This is a genomic window from Virgibacillus carmonensis, assembly GCF_057836705.1.
Genome location: NZ_JBYQFJ010000001.1, coordinates 257,291 through 277,407, shown reverse-complemented (window position 1 = coordinate 277,407; position 20,117 = coordinate 257,291). Strand labels below are relative to the sequence as shown.

Sequence of the window (20,117 nt, the reverse complement as noted above, 5' to 3'; positions counted from 1 at the left end):
GAGTTTATAATTATTAGGGCTCGTATGAAAGCCTTTATCTAAAGGGTCATTCGAGCCACTGTTACCATTTAAATACGAAATATTTACTAAATGATTTAATTAGCCATTTTCCCAACGGTCATAGGCATCTTGATGAATTTTCACTAAACTCTCAACGTTCATATCTTTAATTGTTTGGACATATTTATCCCAATTTGATAGAGGTTCAACACCAGTTATAAACTTAGCCTCCATTTGTCGAACATACGTCTCCAAGTCAGCCTGTATTCTAGAAACCTCTTCCTGTTCTTCTGCCTTTAAATAAACAAGCGGATAAGGAACTTCTGCATATGGTTCTACCTTATCTCTCGTTTCAGATGAAATAAACTTGTCAAACTCGCTCTTTTCCAGCCCTTCAATTGGACCAGTTAAAGCAGGTGTAGTAAGTCCATAGTCAGGTGTAAGAGTTCCACGATAATCTTCTAGACTTTCAAAACCGTCTGGTAAAGGAAGTTCCTTTTTAGCTCCCCCATCTTCGTCGACCCATGTCCAGAGATGTCCTTCAGGGCCTCGGTTTAGAAATTCATAGCCCTCTTGTGAATAGAAGTAATCAACCCAACGTATTGATGCTGCTGGATTTGGATTGTTTTTCGTAATTGAAAAAGTACCTCTATTAATTCCTGTGCTACGCGGAAATAGCGGTTCTTCCGATACAGGACTAGTTAATGGAAAAAACATTGGGTCATTAAGAGCCTCTTCTGGGCTTTCACCCAGTGTAAAGAATGAGAAATAATCTGGGAATACTCCAACCCTGTTCGCTTTTCCTTTTGCTTTTTTCTGCTCATCCGATTGGGCGAATACCTCCTGATCTAATAATTTTTCTTCATAAAGTTTATTCATATACTTTAAATATTCTTTATACTCAGATTGAATGGGGGTATACCTGACATTTCCATCAACTTCCTCAATACCCCATTCTTTCATGCCAAAAGCACCTAATAGCCATGGACGAGTACTATCCATTTTGACATCGGTTAATGGAATTTCATCTGCTTTTCCGTTACCGTTAGGATCTTCTGTCTTAAATCGTTTTAATAATTCGTAAAATTCTTCAGTGGTCTTAGGTAGTTCCTTAACATCCAAAGCTTCTAACCATGTCCCGTTATACCACATTGGCCCTCTATACCAAATAGATGTATCTCCTTTAGATACCCTCGGTAATGAATAGATATGACCATCCACTGTAGTAACAGATTTTTTGACAGCTGGGTTTTCTTCGAACATTTTTTGAATATTTGGAGCGTGTTCAGCTATAAGGTCCTCTAAAGGTAACAGCACTCCTTGCTTTCCATAGTCAACTTCCATAGCAGGTGTCAAATTAGAAGATCCAGCTGCATAAATAATGTCTTCTATATCCCCACTAGCAAACGCTAAATTTAATTTCGTTTTGAAGTCACTCATTGGAGGTGTCTTATAGTCAAAATTTATATTGGTCATTTCTGAGTACTTTTGTAATGTAGGCATGTCTTTCCATTCCGCCATACCAGTACCTGGTGCTATTAGTGATAATTTGACTTCTTCATCGACAATTGGGAACCCTTCATCGTTTACGGGTACAGCTTCCTCATCACTTTTTTCAGTCGCTTCCTCTGAGCAGGCGACTAGAAGTAATAATGCAAAAATGGCAACAAACATAATACGCAGTGATTTTTTCAACTAATACATCCCCTTTCAAACTATTATAATTAAAAATTCAGCTTACCCCATCTTTAAAGGCATCCCCCCTTAATAGTAAATTTCAAATCCTAACCTTTAAGTGAGCCAATCATAACACCCTTAACAAAATAGCGTTGTAAGAATGGATAAACAATGATTATCGGTAATGTAGAGACAATCATAACCCCATACTTGATTATTGCAGCTAATTGTTCCTTACTATGCATTGCTGTGGCCATACTTTCTGATATATTTGTGGCCGATGATGACATTTCTTGCATTACAAGTATTTCTCTTAAAACTAATTGAAGCGGATACAGGTTTTTGTCAGATAAGTAGATTAATGCGTTAAAATATCCGTTCCAGTGACCAACACCATAAAACAGCGCCATTACAGCAATGATTGGTGCAGACAATGGCAATACAATTTTCATAAACATCTTAAAATTGGAACACCCATCGATACGAGCTGATTCTTCCAATTCAGTAGGTATTGTAACCTGGAAAAATATACGGCAAATAATAATATTCCATACTGCAGCGGCATTAGGTAAAACCATTGCCCAAACTGTATCAATTAGGCCCAAATCTTTAACTAGTAAATAGGTTGGAATTAACCCACCACTGAAAAACATGGTTAGTACGAAAAGACCCGTAATAAACCCTCTACCGACAAAATCTTTTCGTGCCAATGCATAGGCAGCTGGAAGAGTAACCGCTAAATTAATTAAAGTGCCAAGAACGGTATAAAAAATAGTATTGAGATAACCTCGCCAAATTTGGTCATTTTCAAAAATTAGTTTGTATCCTTCCAAAGTAAATCCTTTAGGTAGAAGCCACATTTCTCCAGAATTCACTTGTGATGGATCACTTACTGATGCACTAACAATATATATCAATGGATATAGTACTACTGCTAATGCAATAAAAAGAAATGAAATATTACATACATTGAAAATTTTGTCAGCCTTAGTTTCTTTTATAACTGCTCCCATATCAATCTCCCCCTTACCATAGACTTGTTTCACTTGTCTTTTTAGCAATCTGATTTACAACAACTAGTAAAGTGGCATTAATAATTGCATTGAATAACCCTACAGCAGCGGCAAAGCTGTACTGAGCTTCTAATAAACCAGCAGTATAGACAAATGTTGCAATAACGTTTGAAGACTCAAGGTTAAGTGGATTTTGTAAAAGTAATATTTTTTCAAAACCGACCGCAAGAAAATTACCAATGTTTAATATTAATAAGATAACCATTGTTGGGACTAGTGCAGGGATATTTATGTACAATATTCGCTGCAGCCTTGATGCCCCATCTACAATGGCGGCTTCATGTTGTTGCATATCAACACCGGCAAGAGCAGCAAGGTAAATGATTGTTCCCCAACCTGTATTCTGCCATACACCTGAAAGCACGAATACAGATTTAAACCAATCGGGATCAGCCAAAAACCGAATCGGTTCAAAACCAAGCAATTCAATAAAGTGGTTAACTATACCTGTTGCTGGTGATAGAAACGCAATGATCATACCAGCCATTACAACAACCGAAATAAAATGGGGAGCATATGTCACGGTTTGAACGCTCTTTTTATAGATACCATCTTTTACTTCATTTAATAATAGCGCTAAAATAATTGGTAATGGAAAACCAACAACTAATTCATAGACATTAATAGATAGTGTATTCTTTAATAGATTCCAAAAATAATAAGAGTCAAAAAATCTTGCAAAATGTTCAAATCCTACCCATTCACTTCCCCATATTCCCAATGCAGGAATAAAATCTTTAAATGCAATTTGCAAACCATACATAGGGATATAATGGAAGATAACAAAATATAAAAGCGCTGGAAGTACAAATAGGTATAACTGCCAATTTTCTAGAATTTTTCTATTCTTTTTAGGTTTTTTTTTCTTTTTTTTAGGCATATTGGACTTTGGTTTTTCTTCATCTTCTTGTTGTAAGACTGTTGCTGTACTCGTGCTCATGCTATAACCTTCCCCCTTCTATGAAACTGCTTACATCGTATCTTTTTCAGAAAATATAATCAATATGTTAATTTTGCTAAAATTGTTTCAACTAGAACCATTAAGATGAAAACGTATACATGTTAATGGGTTGTTAATGGCCTAGTATGTCAATTTTATTTTCCTATGTATTTCTTTACATAAATGATTACAAACTGCTGTATAACAGCGTTTAAAGTGAAAATTTTTGGGGTATGCCCATAATTAGTAGAAGTGAATTTTCTGTTTAGAGATACTCATATTTACATTGACTTTAACAACGAATGCGCATGTTTTTGCTGCGAATGAAAAAAAGAATACCCTGTAAGAAACAAGGTATTCTAGTAGTTTACTGTTACCTATTTAATTTACGGTACTGTCCAGGTGTTACACCGATTATCCCCCTGAATTTCCTTGTGAAATTTGCAACATCCTTATAGCCCACTTCTGTTACAATCTTTTTTACTGGTAAATCTGTTTCTTTTAATTGTTTTTTCACTTCTTCCATGCGAAAACCTTGTACATATTGTGTAAATGTGCCACCAGTTTGTTCTTTTATAAATCTACTAAGATACGAAATAGATAATTGAAACTCCATTGCTATCTTTTCTAAAGATAAATCGTATAAATTATAATTTAACTTAATGTAATCTAATATATCATTTCGTAATTTATCGTTATGACTTTCTTTTTTCGCACCAACCTCTTCACATATAGATATAACTACAGTGTTGAGCTGTTTGTTTAAATGTTCAATTGAGCTAAAGTCAACGATTCCATTAAAATCATGAATATGTTGGGTCAGCCCTAGCTCGGAAGTCGCTTTTACTATTGAATTAATAATATCAAAACAGATACACTTTAGTACTTGAATGGATAAATCTTTATTTTTAAGAGTCACAAACATATTGCTTAATGTTTCTGTAGCAACAATCTGATCCCCTTGTTTTAAACTTTGTACAAGCTTTATTTGTTCATCTTTCGGATAACCTAGTTCCTGTGCTGATTGTGAGGAAATACCCTCAAAATAAATAATGCTACCTTTTGGGTATATAAATTTATATTCAGTTGCTGCAAGTGCTTCAATATAGGATCGATTGATCATGTTTTTTTCATTATATAATCTTCCAACCCCGATAGTAGGGTCAATTGAGGCAGCAGCTTGAATATAGCGCTGAATTTGCGGTATAAGCATAAGCCGTTGTTTGTCAGCATTATTTGTTCCTGTGTTCATACTTACCACTAGAGCAATCGCGTCATTATAAAGCAAATCGATACCATAAAATGTAACATCATCAAGTGAAATATTCGACAATAAATTAAAAACTTCTTCCCTTTCATCCATATTGTCTTCAATAAATGTTCCTTTTTCGAAATATACGATAGCCACAAAGTAGTGACCATCCTCCATTTTGATCGTTAACGAATGTAACAGTGAATCTATTTCTTCATTATCTTTTAGGTCACCTTTTAATAACTTAACTAGTAATTGATCCCTAGCAAATGGTTTTTGCTTATACATGGTTTCATTCAAAGTCTGATGATTTTTAAATACATTTGTAATCGCATTATGAATGGTCTCTAATTCATTTATACCTTTTACACCACTATTCAACTTATCATTTTTATTTGTTATTTCAAACAAATTTTGTATTGGCTTATATTGTTTTTTCCCAAGCAAAACAGCCAAAATTAAACCGATAAGTAAAAGAGTAAATAATATTAACATAATTAATAATTTAGCATCAGCAAGCTCTTCAAAGAATTGATCTGCATTCATCAATGTTATAAAAGTCCAGCCACTAAGCTCTGACTTAACGGATGCTAGAGAATAATCTTTTCCATTTATTTCAACATTATCTATACCATTATTATTAATGGGCAAAGAATTAAAATTCTTTATATTAGTCGACTGATCGTTAATGGTTGATGCAAGTACTTTATTATCCTCAGAGAGAATATAAGAATTCCCCTTAAATTCACCAAATATGTTTTGAATTAGACCTGTTATCTCCGACTCTTCTATGAGATACATGACCGCTCCGTACGGATTGGGGTTCTTTGGTTTTATCGGGAATATATAGGATATCATCTCGTTATATTTTTCATTATTAGTGCTTATAGGCTTTATTAATGGCGTTTTTGTATGTAGGTCTTGTATAAAGTTATCTATTCCCCATTGATTAAATCCATACTTATCTAGTAAAGTTTTAATAGAAAACGAACCACTAGTGGAATATATTCTATTATCACCGTAGTAATAGACAAATACATCTTCAATGATCGAGCTATTCGCCTCATATTTATTTAATTCTTCGATTGCCAAACCCCTGTAATAGTTTTGACTAATCATGTAGGGTGTTAGTCTGGGATCATATGAAATTCTAGCTGCTAGTGTTTCTAATTCTTTCATGCGTTCGTTTGTTATACTTTCTACTTGTTGCAATTTATTAATGGTTGATTTCTCAATTTCCTCGCGTAGGCTTGAAACAGAATTATAATAGATAATAGTACTCATTATCATAAAAGGGACAAGGAAAATCAGTAAATAAGAGACAATATATTTCACTAGTAGTCGGGATTTAACCCTATTAAACTTAACCAAATTCTCATCTCCCTATAACTAAATAACGCATAAATCACTACTTTGGGTATTTTTTTTCTTCTATTTGAAGACATGCCCGATATGCAAACCATGCAAGAGGATATGCAATAATTGATGAACCCGCAAAAATTAGGAGAATCGGTAAAATACTAAATAAATAATACAATAGAAGCAGACTAATGATCATCGCTATCGATTCTATGGGTCTTGCAAGTGCAACTAAAAACGATTGTTTAAAATAGAAGAAAAACTTGAGCTCATAACGCGTGAAAACAGGGATTATATAGAGTGCTGTAATAAAATACAAAAAACTAATAACCAATAAAATAATATGTAGATAGAACGATTGAATTAATTGTTTCGAAATCCTTATATCAAAATATAAAAATAACCCTAAAGCTATCATAATAATTCCTATCCCATTGGATTTTATGAATTGAGTTTTATATACAGAATAAAAATTCTTGAATATCGGAATGTCAAAACCCTCTTCAAACCACTTATGAATAATTGAGAATAGAGCGGTTGTTGCGGGTGCGATACCAAATACAACCAGCCCTATTACTGTGAAAATTACCCAAAGAAAATGGAGATACATTACTTTAGCTAACCAATTTCCAATATCATAAAACCATTTAAAAATCCCATTTATAGATGTCATTTTAGTCACTTCCCTCTCTTACGAAGACACTTTTGGTAGCCTATAAATCATGAACACGGGGCTAGATTAAAAGAAACCGGCAAGATTAGCCGATTTCTTTTAAATTTTGCTAACTTAATTTTCTAACTTTTTTATTATTATAGCACAAGAATCGTCATATTTGAACATTTTGTGACACATTTATAAAACCGCTTACATTTGTTATATTTAATTATTATAAAAATTCTATCTGTTTTTGTTGCTATAATACTTAAAAGATATTAAGTTTAGTATATCTACTATTTTCATATTATATTTCTTAAAAACGGAGGTATTTATCATGGGTAAGATTGTTATTTTCTATGATTCCAGTTTTCCAATGGATGGTGATAGACCAGATCATTCATTTTTCAACAACTTTAAAAATGAAACGACCATTGTTGATGCAGTTTCTTTGGAAGAAAGCTTAATTAATAGTGAAGTGGATTGTTTTATAAATTTACATGGACCCTATTTCCCGAAAAGTGCTTGGCAAGCAATTTATAATTTTCTTAGTGATGGGAAAGGAATTATTCATATTGGTGGGATACCATTTCGCATCCCCTGTTACAGGCTGGATGGGAGATGGGAAATGGAACGTGAACAAACAGCCTACCATAAACAGTTAAACATACATGAAGTTCTCCCCGTAACTTCCAAACCAATCACATCATTGCAACATAATGAGGATATTCCCTTATTTTCCAATGTGAAGGATCTTTTTACAATTGAAGATACGCATAACTTTATATTACATGTTACTAAATCTAATGCAATTGAGGCTGAAATGGGATCCGCTGGACCAATGGACGCACGTATTTATCCATTACTAAAAGGCGTCTCAAAAAATGGTCGTGAGGTAGCTGCACCTAGTGTAATGATTGAAAATACAAAAGGGGATTTTACAGGAGGACGTTGGCTCTTTATTAATCAAAAAGTTAATGAAGCATTTTGGAAAGAAAAAGGAGCAAAAGCCTTACAAAAATTCTCAGAGTTTGTTGAAAACGGTGTAACTGAAATGTGGCTAAAAACAAACTACGCTACATATGATCAAGGTGAACGCCCAAAAGTAACCTATCAATTACAGTCCTTTAAAAATGTCACAACAGAGTGGGAATTGACATTTACCATCACAAAAAATGATAACAAAATTTTTTCAAAAAAAGAGCTTATAAATTCTACCCGACAATTGGATTCGCTATCTTTTATCGCCCCAATTGATATCAAGCCTGGATTATACACGATTACCTGTCACACTGAGTCAAGTACTGGTGAAAAACGTATTCTTCACCAAGGTTTTTGGGGGATGGACAAGAAGCTTTTACAAACAGGTGACATTATGACATGTGATCGAGACTATTTTCAAAAAAATGGACACCCAATGCCAATTGTAGGAATGACTTATATGACATCAGATGTTGCCCGCTATTTTCTTTTCTTACCAAATCCACATGTTTGGGATAGAGATATGGCGCAAATGAAACGTGCTGGGATAAATTATATTCGTACAGGGATTTGGACTGCATGGCGCAATATGATGTTCGTAGATGGACATGTTGACGAGAATGTGTTGCGTTCTATTGATGCATTCATCTTGTGTGCCAAAAAACATGATCTTGAAGTAACATTTAATTTCTTTTCATTCACACCAGAAACCTGGGATGGAGAAAATCCATACCTTGACCCACGAAGTGTTGAAGCTCAAAAGCGTTTTATTTCAGCAATTGTTTCAAGACATACAGATACAACAAACATTAATTGGGATTTAATTAATGAACCATCATTATTTGATCCGAACCGTACGTTTGGAGGACCTCGTACACTTCATGATAAGTTTGAACGAAAAGCGTATAGAGAATGGCTTAAAAACCGTCATAAATCAATACGTAAACTTCAAGAAAAATGGAACATGACGGATCAAGAATTACCATCCTTTGACTCAATTGAACCACCTGAGGCTAGTGATATCAACTTTGGAGTCAAAGATATGATTACAGGTAAAAAAGGCTTAAAATGGTTAGACTATACATTTTTCACAATGGACATCCATAACAGTTGGGCAATGGAACTTTCCGAAACAATCAAAAGGTTAGTACCAAAGCAACTGGTTACTGTTGGGCAAGATGAAGCACTTGCTGGACAACGCCCATCACCATTATTTTATAGTGATGTCGTTGATTATACAACAAACCACACCTGGTGGTTACTGGATCAATTGGTCTGGGATGGAATTTTTACAAAGTCTCCTAATAAGCCAAACTTAATTCAGGAAACTGGAATTATGTACGTGGAAAATCCAAATAGCCAAGCTAAAAGAAGTGAAGAAGAATTACGTAATATCTTAGAAAGAAAATACGCTTATTCTTTTTCAACCGGTGGCGCTGGGGCTGTACAATGGTTATGGAATACAAACTACTATATGAACAATATTAATGAATCGAATATAGGTGCAATTCGTGCAGATGGGACCGAAAAGCCTGAAACAAATGTTTCCTATGATTTTGGTACTTTCATAAAAGAAACACGTGATTTATTCAAGAACCGGGAACTAGAGGAAGTCGCTGTCGTGTTCCCATATTCTAATGATTTCTCAAATCGCAGACTTGCATTAAATGCAACAATGAATCTTACAAGAACATTAGCTTACGAGATGAAAACACCATTCCGCGCATTAAGTGAATACCATCTCAGTGCTTTGAAAAGCGAACCGCCAAAACTAGTTGTAGTACCTAGTGCACACAATTTTAGCAACGAAGCACTTACTAACATTTTGGAAGTCGTAAAAGAACAGGGTATAACGCTATTGTTTACTGGACCTATTAACATAGATGATTACTGGCATGATACAGGAAGAATGTCTGATATTATTGGATCAACCAGTATTGAAAATATCGTCCGGGAAGAAATGATTGAAATTAATGACAAGCACTATTCTGTTTCATATGGCGGAGAACGAATTGCTGACACACTGAAGGAAGTTTCACTATTTGCCCAAAATGCCACTGCTGTAAAAGAAATTCCCTATGGTAAAGGAGAAATTATTTGGAGCCCATTACCAGTTGAATTAAATGATAGAAGTGAGTCGATAATAGCTTTATACGACCATGCTATGCTTAAAGCAGGAGTCCATAAACGGTTAGATTGGATAAAAGGAGATATTCCAGGAAATTACGGGAGAAAATTATCGTATGAAAATGGATCATTATTAATTTTTGTATCCGAGTTTTCTAAGGATACAACTGTTAAAGTTAAAGATTCCGAAACGAACAAAACCTATTCATTTTTACTCGAGGCTGAAAGAACGATCATGTTTGCAACAGATAAAAAGGGAAACATCTCAAGTATTTATCGTGCCGATGAGGTTGAGGTAGAAATGGCTGAAAATTAATAAAAGACTTGGATTATATATAAAGGGTTGCCTCATGTTTGTGGCAACCCTCTTCTTTTTAGCTTGGTTAAATGAATTCCCGGATTAAATTCATTATATATCGAAACATAATGCCGCAGCACCTACTACCCCAGCGCTTTGCTCTAATTTGGCAGGAACTATTTCAGTTTCACGTCCCGTAGGATTTAGTGCATATTGACCTACATAGCTTTTAATTGATTTAAACAAAGGCTCCCCAACTTTTGAGACCCCACCACCAATGACAATTTTTTCTGTATCAAATGTGTTGATCAATGTAACACATGCTACACCAAGCACCCGAAAGACATTTTCTATAAGAGCGACTATTTTCTTATTTCCTTCCGCATATAGATCGAATACCTCTTTTGTTGATAAACTTTCCCCCATAATCTCAGAACCCCTTTTAGCAATTGCTGTACCAGAGACAATCGATTCTAAACAACCATATTGACCACAGTTACATTGTCCAAAGGATGGATCAACAACAGTGTGTCCAATGTCACCAGCGTTACCTTTAAGGCCCCGTAAAAGCTTTCCATCAGCCACAATCCCTGAGCCAACTCCCGTGCTAACAGTCATATAAACAAAGTTATCATTTTCTTGCGCAGCACCAATCCATTTTTCCGCAAGCGTTGCTGCACTTGCATCGTTTTCCAATCTAACCGGATAAGGAAAATGCTTTTGTACGAGCTCTTGGATAGGAATATCAACCCACGTCTGTAAGTTCGGCGGACAGGTTATCACACCCCTTTTACTATCCAATGGACCTGGCGCACCAATCCCTATCCCAATTATGTCAGCATCTGGTATCCTAGATATTTCAATAATACTTTTTATTTCATTATTTATTTGTAAAATCATAGCTTCTGGTAAAATAGATAAATCAGTAGGCAAAATCTTTTGCTCGATAATTTCACCATATTTATTGACGATTGCAATAGCTACCTTTGTTCCACCAATATCAACTCCGACAGAATAGTTCATAACTGTTATTCCCCCTGGTATAAATGTATTTTCACTATGTATAAAACTCAATCCAAGCTTAATCAAACCTGGGTAACCATTCCCCATGTGCATCAATCATTTCATTACACAAGGAAATTATGTCATCTATAGATAATTCAGCTGATGTATGCGGATCTAACATCGCTGCCTGATACACATGCTCTTTTTTCCTTGTCATTGCTGCTTTGATAGTAAGTAATTGTGTATTAATATTAGTTCGGTTTAATGCTGCTAATTGTTCAGGTAAGTCACCAATATAAGTAGGTGTTATACCACTTGCATCAACTAAACAAGGTACTTCCACACACGCCTTTTCGGGTAAATTATTGATCAAGCCACCTGTATTTAGGACATTTCCACCAATCTTGTATGGTATGTTTGACTCTATCGCTTCAATAATATGCGACCCATACTCATGTGTTCGTGAATGTGTAAGCCCCTTATTATGAACTAAATCATTTCGCATATTTTTCCAGCTTGTCATTTGGTTTACACACCGTTTAGGATATTCATCTAATGGAATATTGAAATGGTCAATCAATTCAGGGTAATGGCTTTTAATGAAGTATGGATGATATTCAGCATTATGTTCGGAGGATTCGGTAATATAGTACCCAAAGCGCTGCATTAATTCTAATCGAATCATGTCATGATGTTTTGTTTTTTGTTTTACTATTGCTCTTCTCTTAATTTCTGGATATAAATCCTTTCCTTTTTGGGTGATTTCCAGCAACCACGCCATATGGTTAATTCCAGCAATTTTCCATTGCACATTATTAGTAGGCATACCTAATAATTCTAATAATTCATTCGCACATACTTGAACACTATGGCATAGTCCTACTGTTTTAATATTCGTATAACGCAACATAGCTCCGGTTAATGTAGCCATTGGATTTGTATAATTTAAAAACCAAGCATCTGGACATACTTCTTCCATATCTCTCGCAAAGTCCATCATGACAGGGATAGTTCGTAGACTTCGAAAAATCCCTCCTATTCCGATGGTATCTGCAATCGTTTGACGTAAACCATATTTTTGGGGAATCTTAAAGTCTATGATTGTACTTGGGTCATAGCCTCCGACCTGAATAGCATTAATAACATATTTTGCTCCTCTTAAAGCTTCTTTTTGATCAGTGTATACAACAACTTTAACAGTTGAACCTAGGCTTTCTTTTAAATTTTTCAGCATCGCTTCAGAATCTTTTAATCTTTCGTGATCAATATCTAATAAAGCAAATTCAAAGTCTTGGAGTAAATCAACAGTCATACAATCTCCAAGTACGTTTTTTGCAAAAACGGTACTCCCTGCCCCAAGAAAGGTAATTTTAGACATGGTAAACCCTCCTATTAATCATTTAAATACAGTCTACTATATTCGTTTGAGGAATACATTAGTATTTGGGTATACTTCACAAATACAAGAACCTAATTACGTATGTGAAACAATGAACTCCGCATCTCCTGATAACTGGTACTCCTTTATTGTATATGGCAGAATAAAATTACTGCCTTTTTCAATAGTAAAATTCTCTACACCAACCATTATATCTGCCTAACCCGCTATCACTAACTTGCAAAAAATCACTCATTAACCTTTGCGTAACTTTACCAACTAATTGCCAATGATAGACAGTGAAAAACTTTTCTTTTACTAATTTCTTTATCGTTAATCCCTCATTCCTTTTCACATGTTGATCTATATCAGCTAGTTGATGTGGAACAGTAGTCACTTCTACCGCACGTTCTAGATGTAATTCCCTTGTTTGGCCATTTGCATCCATACGATCATAGTCATACACACGATAAGTAATATCTGAGCTTTGCTGAGTCTCTAAAATAACGATACCCTTGCCAATTGCGTGTATAGCCCCACTTGGAACATAAATAAAATCACCAGGTTCTACTTTTACACGCCTCAATAAGTTATTCCAATCTCCATCATCAATCATTTATTGTCACTTTATCATATATTAAATTCCTTATTTATGAATAGTCTGTTTGATAGCATAACTAAGTTGCTTTACGAAAACCAGATTCAAGAAAAGCTGCTAGTCCTAACAGCAATTAATTCATGCACATTAGTTCTAGCAGCTTTCGTATTTCATATGAACAATACTTATTAGTAATTAGGTCCCCACCCAATAATTACGCCAATAGCCAAAAATATCATAGATAATACATACCATAAACCGATTAAAGGCATCATAAACTTAACCCATTTCGTCCATGGAACTCCGCCAATAGCCAAACAAGCTAACAGCACACCAGACGCTGGCGTAATACTATTCATAAACCCATCAGATAACTGATAAGCTGTAACTGCAACTTGTCTAGGTATCTCCATAATGTCCGCGAGTGGTGTCAAAATCGGCATCATAACTACTGCATTCCCACTACCGGAGGATACAACTAGTGCGAAAAGTGAATTCCCAATAAACATGGCGATAGCCCCAAACACGGACGAGAAAGGTTCCATTGCGACTGCCAGCCAATGAACGATTGTGTCCAGAATCATACCGTTCTGCAGAACAAGTACGATTGCTCTTGCTAGTCCAATAATTAAAGCCCCGTAAACAAGGTTTTTTGCACCAGCCATGAATTCTTTCACTACAAAGTTTGGAGACATTTTTGCAATAATACCAGTTCCAACCGATATAATTAGAAAAATGGCTGCCATGTGGTTAAGTGACCAACCAAATTGCAATGCTCCAACAATATAAAATACAATTGCTAAGCCTACAAATACTAATATAAGTTTATGCTTTCCAGTAAACTCCAGTTGTACATCCTTCTTGACTTTTTCATCGCCTTTTGGAAATCTATTCACTCCCATAAGACTTTTTGAAGGGTCATTTTTTATCCTTTTTATATACCAAAGGATATAAGCTATCGTAACGATAAATATAACAACAGTCATAATTGATCTGAATATAATACCAGAATATAACGGAAGTCCAGCAATATCTTGTGCAATAAGCACGGTAAAAGGACTCATAAATGACGTATTAAATCCGACATATGCTGTTAGTTTAATAATCGCAACACCAGCTATAGCATCTAAATCTAATGCTTTCGCCAGGATGATCCCAATTGGAATAAATGCAATGACTGCATTCGATATTGCACCGGTGAGTCCACCAATGGCAAGCAAAATTCCAACAAAAATGATGAGTAAATATTCCCGATTTTTTGTTTTATCTACTGCCTTCATAATCGAAGCATTTATCGCTCCAGTCGATTCTATTACTGCAAACGTCCCACCTATAATTAATACTAAGAAAATGATACCTGCTGTTTCAACTAAACCATTCTGAATGAAAAGAAAGAAATCCAGAATTCCAGTTGGATTTCCAGCTACAGCATGGAAGCTATCTGGTATGACGACCGTTATATCCCCTTGCTTCTCTCTGTCGAATGCGCCTGATGGTAAGAAATAGGTCGATATTGCAGCCAATAGCATAATAAACAACATAATGATATAGGCATCAGGCATTTCCATCTTACTCTTTTTGCGAAGATCGGTAGAATTATTTTTTATAGACATATCGTAAGCGCCTCCTTTTTTATTTAGGCTGTTTTCTAAAAGATTGTTGTTGTTTTTGCCACAAAATCAATAAACTACATATTGCGGCAACGTTGAAGGGCAGACGCTTCCTTGTCCTGCGGGATCTTCAGCTGTTGCTTTTCTAAGCAGGAGGCGACTGCCCGATGCGGAAGTCAAACACCATGCTAGCGAAGGAAATACACGAAGACTCCAGCGGGAAAAGCGAAGACGATGAGACCCCACAGTGAGCGTTCTTTGCTATGTCTAGCTGCGGCTCCTAGCGCCTAGCAAATAGTTAGTCAGGATGAACGTAGGGGAAAGGCACCCTGCTGTTCACCTGCCTATCTATTTGTACGCCGCTGGGCAGTCGCTTCCGCTTTTCGAAAGAGCGAGGAGGCTCAGCGCAAGCCCTAAGGTGCGCGTAGTGTATTTCCAGAGCGGTATGTTATGACAAAATTTTTCGCAAGGATTAAATAGCAACAAAACTTACGAAAAGAGCCTTTAGTTAAGTGACTTGTGCAACCTCCCTCCCACTAGATACTTTTCAATAATCACTTTCTTTTCAAAAGAATAATTATTGTGAAAACTAATAGGTTATGATAGATTATAATAAAGTATTTCTTTTAAATCAATAGGTTTTTGAAATTTATCCTTTATTTTTAGGAGGACGCTTGTGGATGATTTATTCAAAAAAATAGAACGATCGTATGATGATCTTTCAAAAGGATTAAAAAAAGTAGCTAAATATTTACTTGAGGAACCAACAGCATTTGCAGCAAATCCAGCCAAAAAAGTTGGAGAATCTCTCGGAGTAAGTGAAACAATGATAACTCGTTTTTGTCATACACTGGGATATAGTGGGTATAGCCAACTTCAAAAAGAAGTACGCGCCTATGTCTTTAATCAGAAACGAACCTTTGAGGATTATTCGCTGTCCAAAGAAAAAGATAAAAGTCGACCTTTTCATGAACAGGTTATGTTGAATGATCAGTTTAACATTCAATCAACTTCTAAAAACATAAGTGAAGCAACATTTAATGAAGCAATTAAGTATCTGGTAAATGCGGATCGAGTACTTATTTCGGGACTGCGTTATACGTTTTCGATGGCTCATTGGCTAACCTATGCACTTCAATCAATAGGTACCGATGCCAGGTTATATCGTCCTGACTTGGATGCTCACCTTGAATTTGGGTCACAAAAACATGTATTCATCGTTTTTTCGTTTCACGCGTATTCCATTGAAACGTTAATGCTTGCTGAAGAAGCAAAGCGGCGGGATTGGGTTATTATCGGAATTACAGATTCGGGAATAGCACCTATTTCGGATTACGCCGACCTACTGTTTCCCGTTTACTTTTCAAAAAGAAGTCACTCCGAAACAGCACCGATTGTGTTTTCATTTATGAATGCGCTTGTTTCAGGCATATCACTAAAAGAGCCAGAACGAACCAGGCAAAATAAAATAAAAATGGAAGAAAAGCGACTAAAACAAACATTTAAATTGTAATCATCAGTAAAGGAGACTTGATCAATATGGATACAAAAAATTTGGAAACAAAGGTAATGGAAATTTTTGAACACCTGCACACGCATCCTGAAATAAGTTGGAAAGAGGTAGAAACGACAAAATATATTGAAAATATTTTAAAAGAGAACGGCTGTAGTGTACGTACTTTTGATGATTGTACAGGAGTAATCGGAGAAATTGGAAATGGAAAACCAGTTGTGGCTATCCGCGCAGACTTAGATGCACTCTGGCAAGAGGTTGATGGAGAATTTCAAGCAAATCATTCCTGTGGTCACGATTCTCATATGACAATGGTACTTGGAGTGCTTCTATCTTTTAAAGAAATGGGTGGGATTTCCAATGGAACCATTCGTTTTATCTTTCAACCAGCCGAGGAAAAAGGTACTGGTGCGTTAAAAATGATTGAAAAAAATGTTGTAGACGATGTTGATTATTTGTATGGCGTCCACCTGCGTCCGGTTCAGGAAGTGAAAAACGGCATGGCAACACCAGCACTTTTGCATGGGGCAGCAAGACATATAACTGGGATAATTCAAGGAGAAGATACGCACGGAGCACGTCCTCATCTCGGTGTAAACGCTATCGAAGTGGGCTCAGAATTAGTCCAAAAGTTAAATCACATTCATATCGACCCGTTAATTCCACATTCCGTAAAGTTCACTAAATTTCTTGCTGGTGGTGATAGTGCTAATATTATTCCAGGAAATGCTAGTTTTAGTATTGATTTACGGGCACAAACCAATGACACGATTGAAAAATTAACCACTTCTGTTCAGGATGCCGTTGAATCCATTTCTGATTATTACCATGTACCTATCAAGTTATCTGTGGAATCAATGATGGCATCAGCAATCGTGGATCATCAAGCACAGGAATTTATGGCTGAATCGATAACAAAAGTTTTGGGTGAAGAAAACTTAGTAGACCCTGTAATCACAACTGGCAGTGAAGACTTCCACTTTTACACATTGAAGAAGAGCCATATAAAAGCATCCGTTCTTGGACTAGGTTGTGATTTGAAACCAGGATTACATCATCCGAATATGTCATTTGATCATAAAATGATACTGCCAGGTGTACAAATATTAACAAATACAGTCTTGCAAACCCTACAACACCTGACTAGCTCAACTAACCAAAATTCGTAATGGGAGTGCATGGTAATGACAAACGGAAAACAAATTCTAGAATTGAGTGGATCATCCTACGAAATAGGATTTAAACATGGTGAAAAAACAAAAGAAAAAGTTCACCGTACATTAGAAACCTATGAAAGGATGTTTCACCAAAACGCTGCTATGTCATGGAAAGACGCCAAGGAAAAAGCATTGCTGCACGTCAATGCAATTGAGAATTATCACTCAAGTTATTTAGAAGAAATGGAAGGGTTAGCTAAAGGTGCTGGCGTGAGCTTTGAGGATATTTTAGCAATCAATACAAGAAGCGAAATCGCACTAATAACTGCACCTGACGGCTGTACTTCCTTTGCATTAACAAAACCAAAGTCATCCAAAACATGGCTGGCTCAGACTTGGGACTGGAAAGGTTCCCAACTAGACGCACTTGTTCAATTAAATATTGAACAAGAGGGGCTACCTTCCATACAAATGATCACCGAAGCTGGCATCATCGGAAAAATAGGCTGTAACAGCGCAGGACTCGGAGTTTGTCTCAATGCACTAGTAACGGACACCTGGCAGCCAAAAGTACCCATTCATCTGGGATTACGGGCCGTACTAGAATCGTATGCACTAGAAGAAGCAATTTCAAAAGTAGATCATAATCAAATGGCATCAGCTGCACATTTCTTGATTGCTTCCAAGTCAGAGAAGATGATTGGTATGGAGGTTTCACCAGTAGATACTGGTAAAATAGAACCCAATAACGGGATCGTAACGCACACCAATCACATATGTTCTGTCGGGCTAAAAGAAAAAATTACAGAAGATGCACGTTCAAACTCTTTTACACGTCTTACAACAATTAATAATCTCTTAGACAAACTAGAAGGTAAAAATAGTACAAAAGATGATCTATTTCAAATTCTTTCTAATCATGATCATTTCCCTGATTCTATCTGCCGTCACAGTCAACCGGATCAATCTGAACATGAAGATATAGATACCGTATTCAGTATTGTAATGAATTTAACGGATCATGAACTTGAATGGAGTGAAGGTAGACCTTGTGAGCAAGTATAATGGAAAAGCCCGGATACCCAGTGATTTTCACCGGGTACCGGGCTTTTTTTATTTCATCATAGCTAATGAACCCATCGGATCCCAAGGTTTAAGCGTAATCGGTTCTTGCTCCCAGGCATTTTTTAGTTCATCCGAGAGATATTTCTTATGAACGACCACTTGATACGTATAGTCATTCATCCAATCATCACTCATTACAAAATAGCCTTTATTGCCAACTTTTTCGCCCCAGCTATTTTCGACTTTCCATCTGTTTGACTTACCGTTTACAATATTCACCCCCGTTAGAACCATCGCGTGTGTCAGCATGCCATCATGATAATCAAGACGTTCTCCTTTTGACATTTGAATTGGAAATCCGAACGCCTTCTCATAATCATAAAGAGATGAATCCATGATTCCGTCTTTACGGTTGGAATCCTGCCCAACATCACAGCCGAACCAGACACTTTCGTTTTCCTGAATCTGCTTGATAGCAAGATTTTTTAACGTTTCCATATCTACGTTTAAATACTTGATTGGAGTACCTCCGACCACGTTGCCAAGATGCTGCACCGTATACGTTTTTCCGTATGGTTTATCCCCTGTAGGAGCATTAATGACGCTCACATAATCATTCAAATCGAGTCCCACGTATTTGTTATAAAATTCTTTTGGAGTGACGCCTTCTTCTCTATGAAAAACTTTATCTTTATCCCTGTATTCGAAATCAAATGTTTGTGGTGGTTCACCAAGAGAATAGACCAGCAATGTATAGATTTCGGACAGCATCGTTTCTTTGACCTGCTGCAGATCTGATTCCGATTTATCTTCTTGATGCAATTGTCGTAGTTTAATAGCATCTTTGCGCAACTTGGCATTCATAAGATTGTTTAATTCACTAGATTTACTGCTATGGAAAGTTTCCGGCATCACTTGTTTCGGCACAACACCGTACTTATCAATAAGCGAAACTAACATATCCCATTGCCCGCCGTCCTGCTGCGGTGTCGTCAAAATCCAGGAAACCAATCTTCCATCCAATGGCTCGCCAGTAGTTTCAAGAATATTTTCCAAAAAGTAATTCGCCTTTTCAAATTTATCCCAGAAGTTTATATGATTCTGCGATAGCTCAAAATCCTTCAAATTGAACCTATCATTCATTCGGTGTGAAAACGTATTCAATGCGGCGAACATCCAGCAGCGCCCGCTTTGTTGCTGGTTCGTTACTTTCCCCGTTTCAATTTCTTCGGAAAACACATAATTCATTGCAACCGAAGATGCCTTATTTTCCGTTGATCCCTGTATTCCATTTTTCATTATTGCATGTTTCATCACCTGGTTTTGAGAATACTCATGAATCTTGTTGGAAAAGGTTTCAACCATCTCCGCAGCTATTTTCTTTGTCATCTGTATCTCCCCTTCGATTCGTATTTCTTTTTTATTGTAT

The 20,117-nt window shown here is 36.2% G+C and carries 15 protein-coding genes; 4 read left to right on the top strand and 11 right to left on the bottom strand.

Going from position 1 to position 20,117, the window contains the following annotated elements:
• Positions 1 to 99 precede the first annotated feature (99 nt).
• From AC3G7N_RS01150 to AC3G7N_RS01130, 5 genes are all read right to left on the bottom strand, one after another.
• Positions 100 to 1,695: an extracellular solute-binding protein gene (locus AC3G7N_RS01150; protein WP_489420293.1), complete on the bottom strand. Its 1,596-nt coding sequence runs from the start codon at positions 1,693 to 1,695 to the stop codon at positions 100 to 102.
• An 89-nt stretch (positions 1,696 to 1,784) separates the two neighbouring features.
• On the bottom strand, positions 1,785 to 2,690 hold the full coding sequence (locus tag AC3G7N_RS01145; RefSeq protein WP_489420292.1) for a carbohydrate ABC transporter permease: 906 nt from the start codon (positions 2,688 to 2,690) through the stop codon (positions 1,785 to 1,787).
• A 13-nt stretch (positions 2,691 to 2,703) separates the two neighbouring features.
• A complete protein-coding gene (locus AC3G7N_RS01140; protein ID WP_489420330.1) occupies positions 2,704 to 3,630 on the bottom strand; it encodes an ABC transporter permease in 927 nt (308 codons plus the stop codon).
• Between the two features lie 433 nt (positions 3,631 to 4,063).
• Positions 4,064 to 6,313: a helix-turn-helix domain-containing protein gene (locus tag AC3G7N_RS01135; RefSeq protein ID WP_489420291.1), complete on the bottom strand. Its 2,250-nt coding sequence runs from the start codon at positions 6,311 to 6,313 to the stop codon at positions 4,064 to 4,066.
• Positions 6,314 to 6,350: 37 nt separating this feature from the next.
• On the bottom strand, positions 6,351 to 6,974 hold the full coding sequence (locus AC3G7N_RS01130; protein ID WP_489420290.1) for a YesL family protein: 624 nt from the start codon (positions 6,972 to 6,974) through the stop codon (positions 6,351 to 6,353).
• A 319-nt stretch (positions 6,975 to 7,293) separates the two neighbouring features.
• On the opposite strand from AC3G7N_RS01130, the gene AC3G7N_RS01125 reads away from it, so the two are divergent.
• Positions 7,294 to 10,380, top strand: a complete 3,087-nt coding sequence (locus AC3G7N_RS01125; RefSeq protein WP_489420289.1) for a beta-galactosidase — start codon at positions 7,294 to 7,296, stop codon at positions 10,378 to 10,380.
• A gap of 93 nt (positions 10,381 to 10,473) precedes the next feature.
• On the opposite strand, the gene AC3G7N_RS01120 is transcribed toward AC3G7N_RS01125, so the two are convergent.
• The 5 genes from AC3G7N_RS01120 to AC3G7N_RS01100 form a co-directional block, all read right to left on the bottom strand.
• A complete protein-coding gene (locus tag AC3G7N_RS01120) occupies positions 10,474 to 11,385 on the bottom strand; it encodes an ROK family protein (protein WP_489420288.1) in 912 nt (303 codons plus the stop codon).
• A gap of 58 nt (positions 11,386 to 11,443) precedes the next feature.
• A complete protein-coding gene (locus AC3G7N_RS01115; protein ID WP_489420287.1) occupies positions 11,444 to 12,745 on the bottom strand; it encodes an alpha-glucosidase/alpha-galactosidase in 1,302 nt (433 codons plus the stop codon).
• Positions 12,746 to 12,841: 96 nt separating this feature from the next.
• Positions 12,842 to 12,955, bottom strand: coding sequence for a hypothetical protein (locus AC3G7N_RS01110; RefSeq protein ID WP_489420286.1), 114 nt, complete (start codon positions 12,953 to 12,955; stop codon positions 12,842 to 12,844).
• Positions 12,927 to 13,361, bottom strand: a complete 435-nt coding sequence (locus AC3G7N_RS01105) for a class I mannose-6-phosphate isomerase (RefSeq protein WP_489420285.1) — start codon at positions 13,359 to 13,361, stop codon at positions 12,927 to 12,929. Before AC3G7N_RS01105 ends, AC3G7N_RS01110 begins: the two co-directional genes overlap by 29 nt.
• A gap of 170 nt (positions 13,362 to 13,531) precedes the next feature.
• Positions 13,532 to 14,956, bottom strand: a complete 1,425-nt coding sequence (locus AC3G7N_RS01100; protein WP_489420284.1) for a YfcC family protein — start codon at positions 14,954 to 14,956, stop codon at positions 13,532 to 13,534.
• A 673-nt stretch (positions 14,957 to 15,629) separates the two neighbouring features.
• Between AC3G7N_RS01100 and AC3G7N_RS01095 the strand changes: the two genes are divergently transcribed.
• Genes AC3G7N_RS01095 through AC3G7N_RS01085 form a run of 3 tightly spaced genes read left to right on the top strand, consistent with a single transcriptional unit; the run spans position 15,630 to position 18,688 of the window.
• On the top strand, positions 15,630 to 16,466 hold the full coding sequence (locus AC3G7N_RS01095; protein ID WP_489420283.1) for a MurR/RpiR family transcriptional regulator: 837 nt from the start codon (positions 15,630 to 15,632) through the stop codon (positions 16,464 to 16,466).
• A gap of 20 nt (positions 16,467 to 16,486) precedes the next feature.
• On the top strand, positions 16,487 to 17,635 hold the full coding sequence (locus AC3G7N_RS01090; protein ID WP_489420329.1) for a M20 peptidase aminoacylase family protein: 1,149 nt from the start codon (positions 16,487 to 16,489) through the stop codon (positions 17,633 to 17,635).
• A gap of 15 nt (positions 17,636 to 17,650) precedes the next feature.
• Complete coding sequence (locus AC3G7N_RS01085; RefSeq protein ID WP_489420282.1) at positions 17,651 to 18,688, top strand: C45 family autoproteolytic acyltransferase/hydrolase; 1,038 nt, start codon at positions 17,651 to 17,653, stop codon at positions 18,686 to 18,688.
• A 48-nt stretch (positions 18,689 to 18,736) separates the two neighbouring features.
• Here the strand turns inward: AC3G7N_RS01085 and AC3G7N_RS01080 are convergent, their stop codons facing one another.
• Positions 18,737 to 20,077 carry a C1 family peptidase gene (locus AC3G7N_RS01080; RefSeq protein WP_489420281.1) on the bottom strand — a complete coding sequence of 447 codons (1,341 nt, stop codon included), beginning with the start codon at positions 20,075 to 20,077 and terminating at the stop codon, positions 18,737 to 18,739.
• Between the last annotated feature and the right edge of the window lie 40 nt (positions 20,078 to 20,117).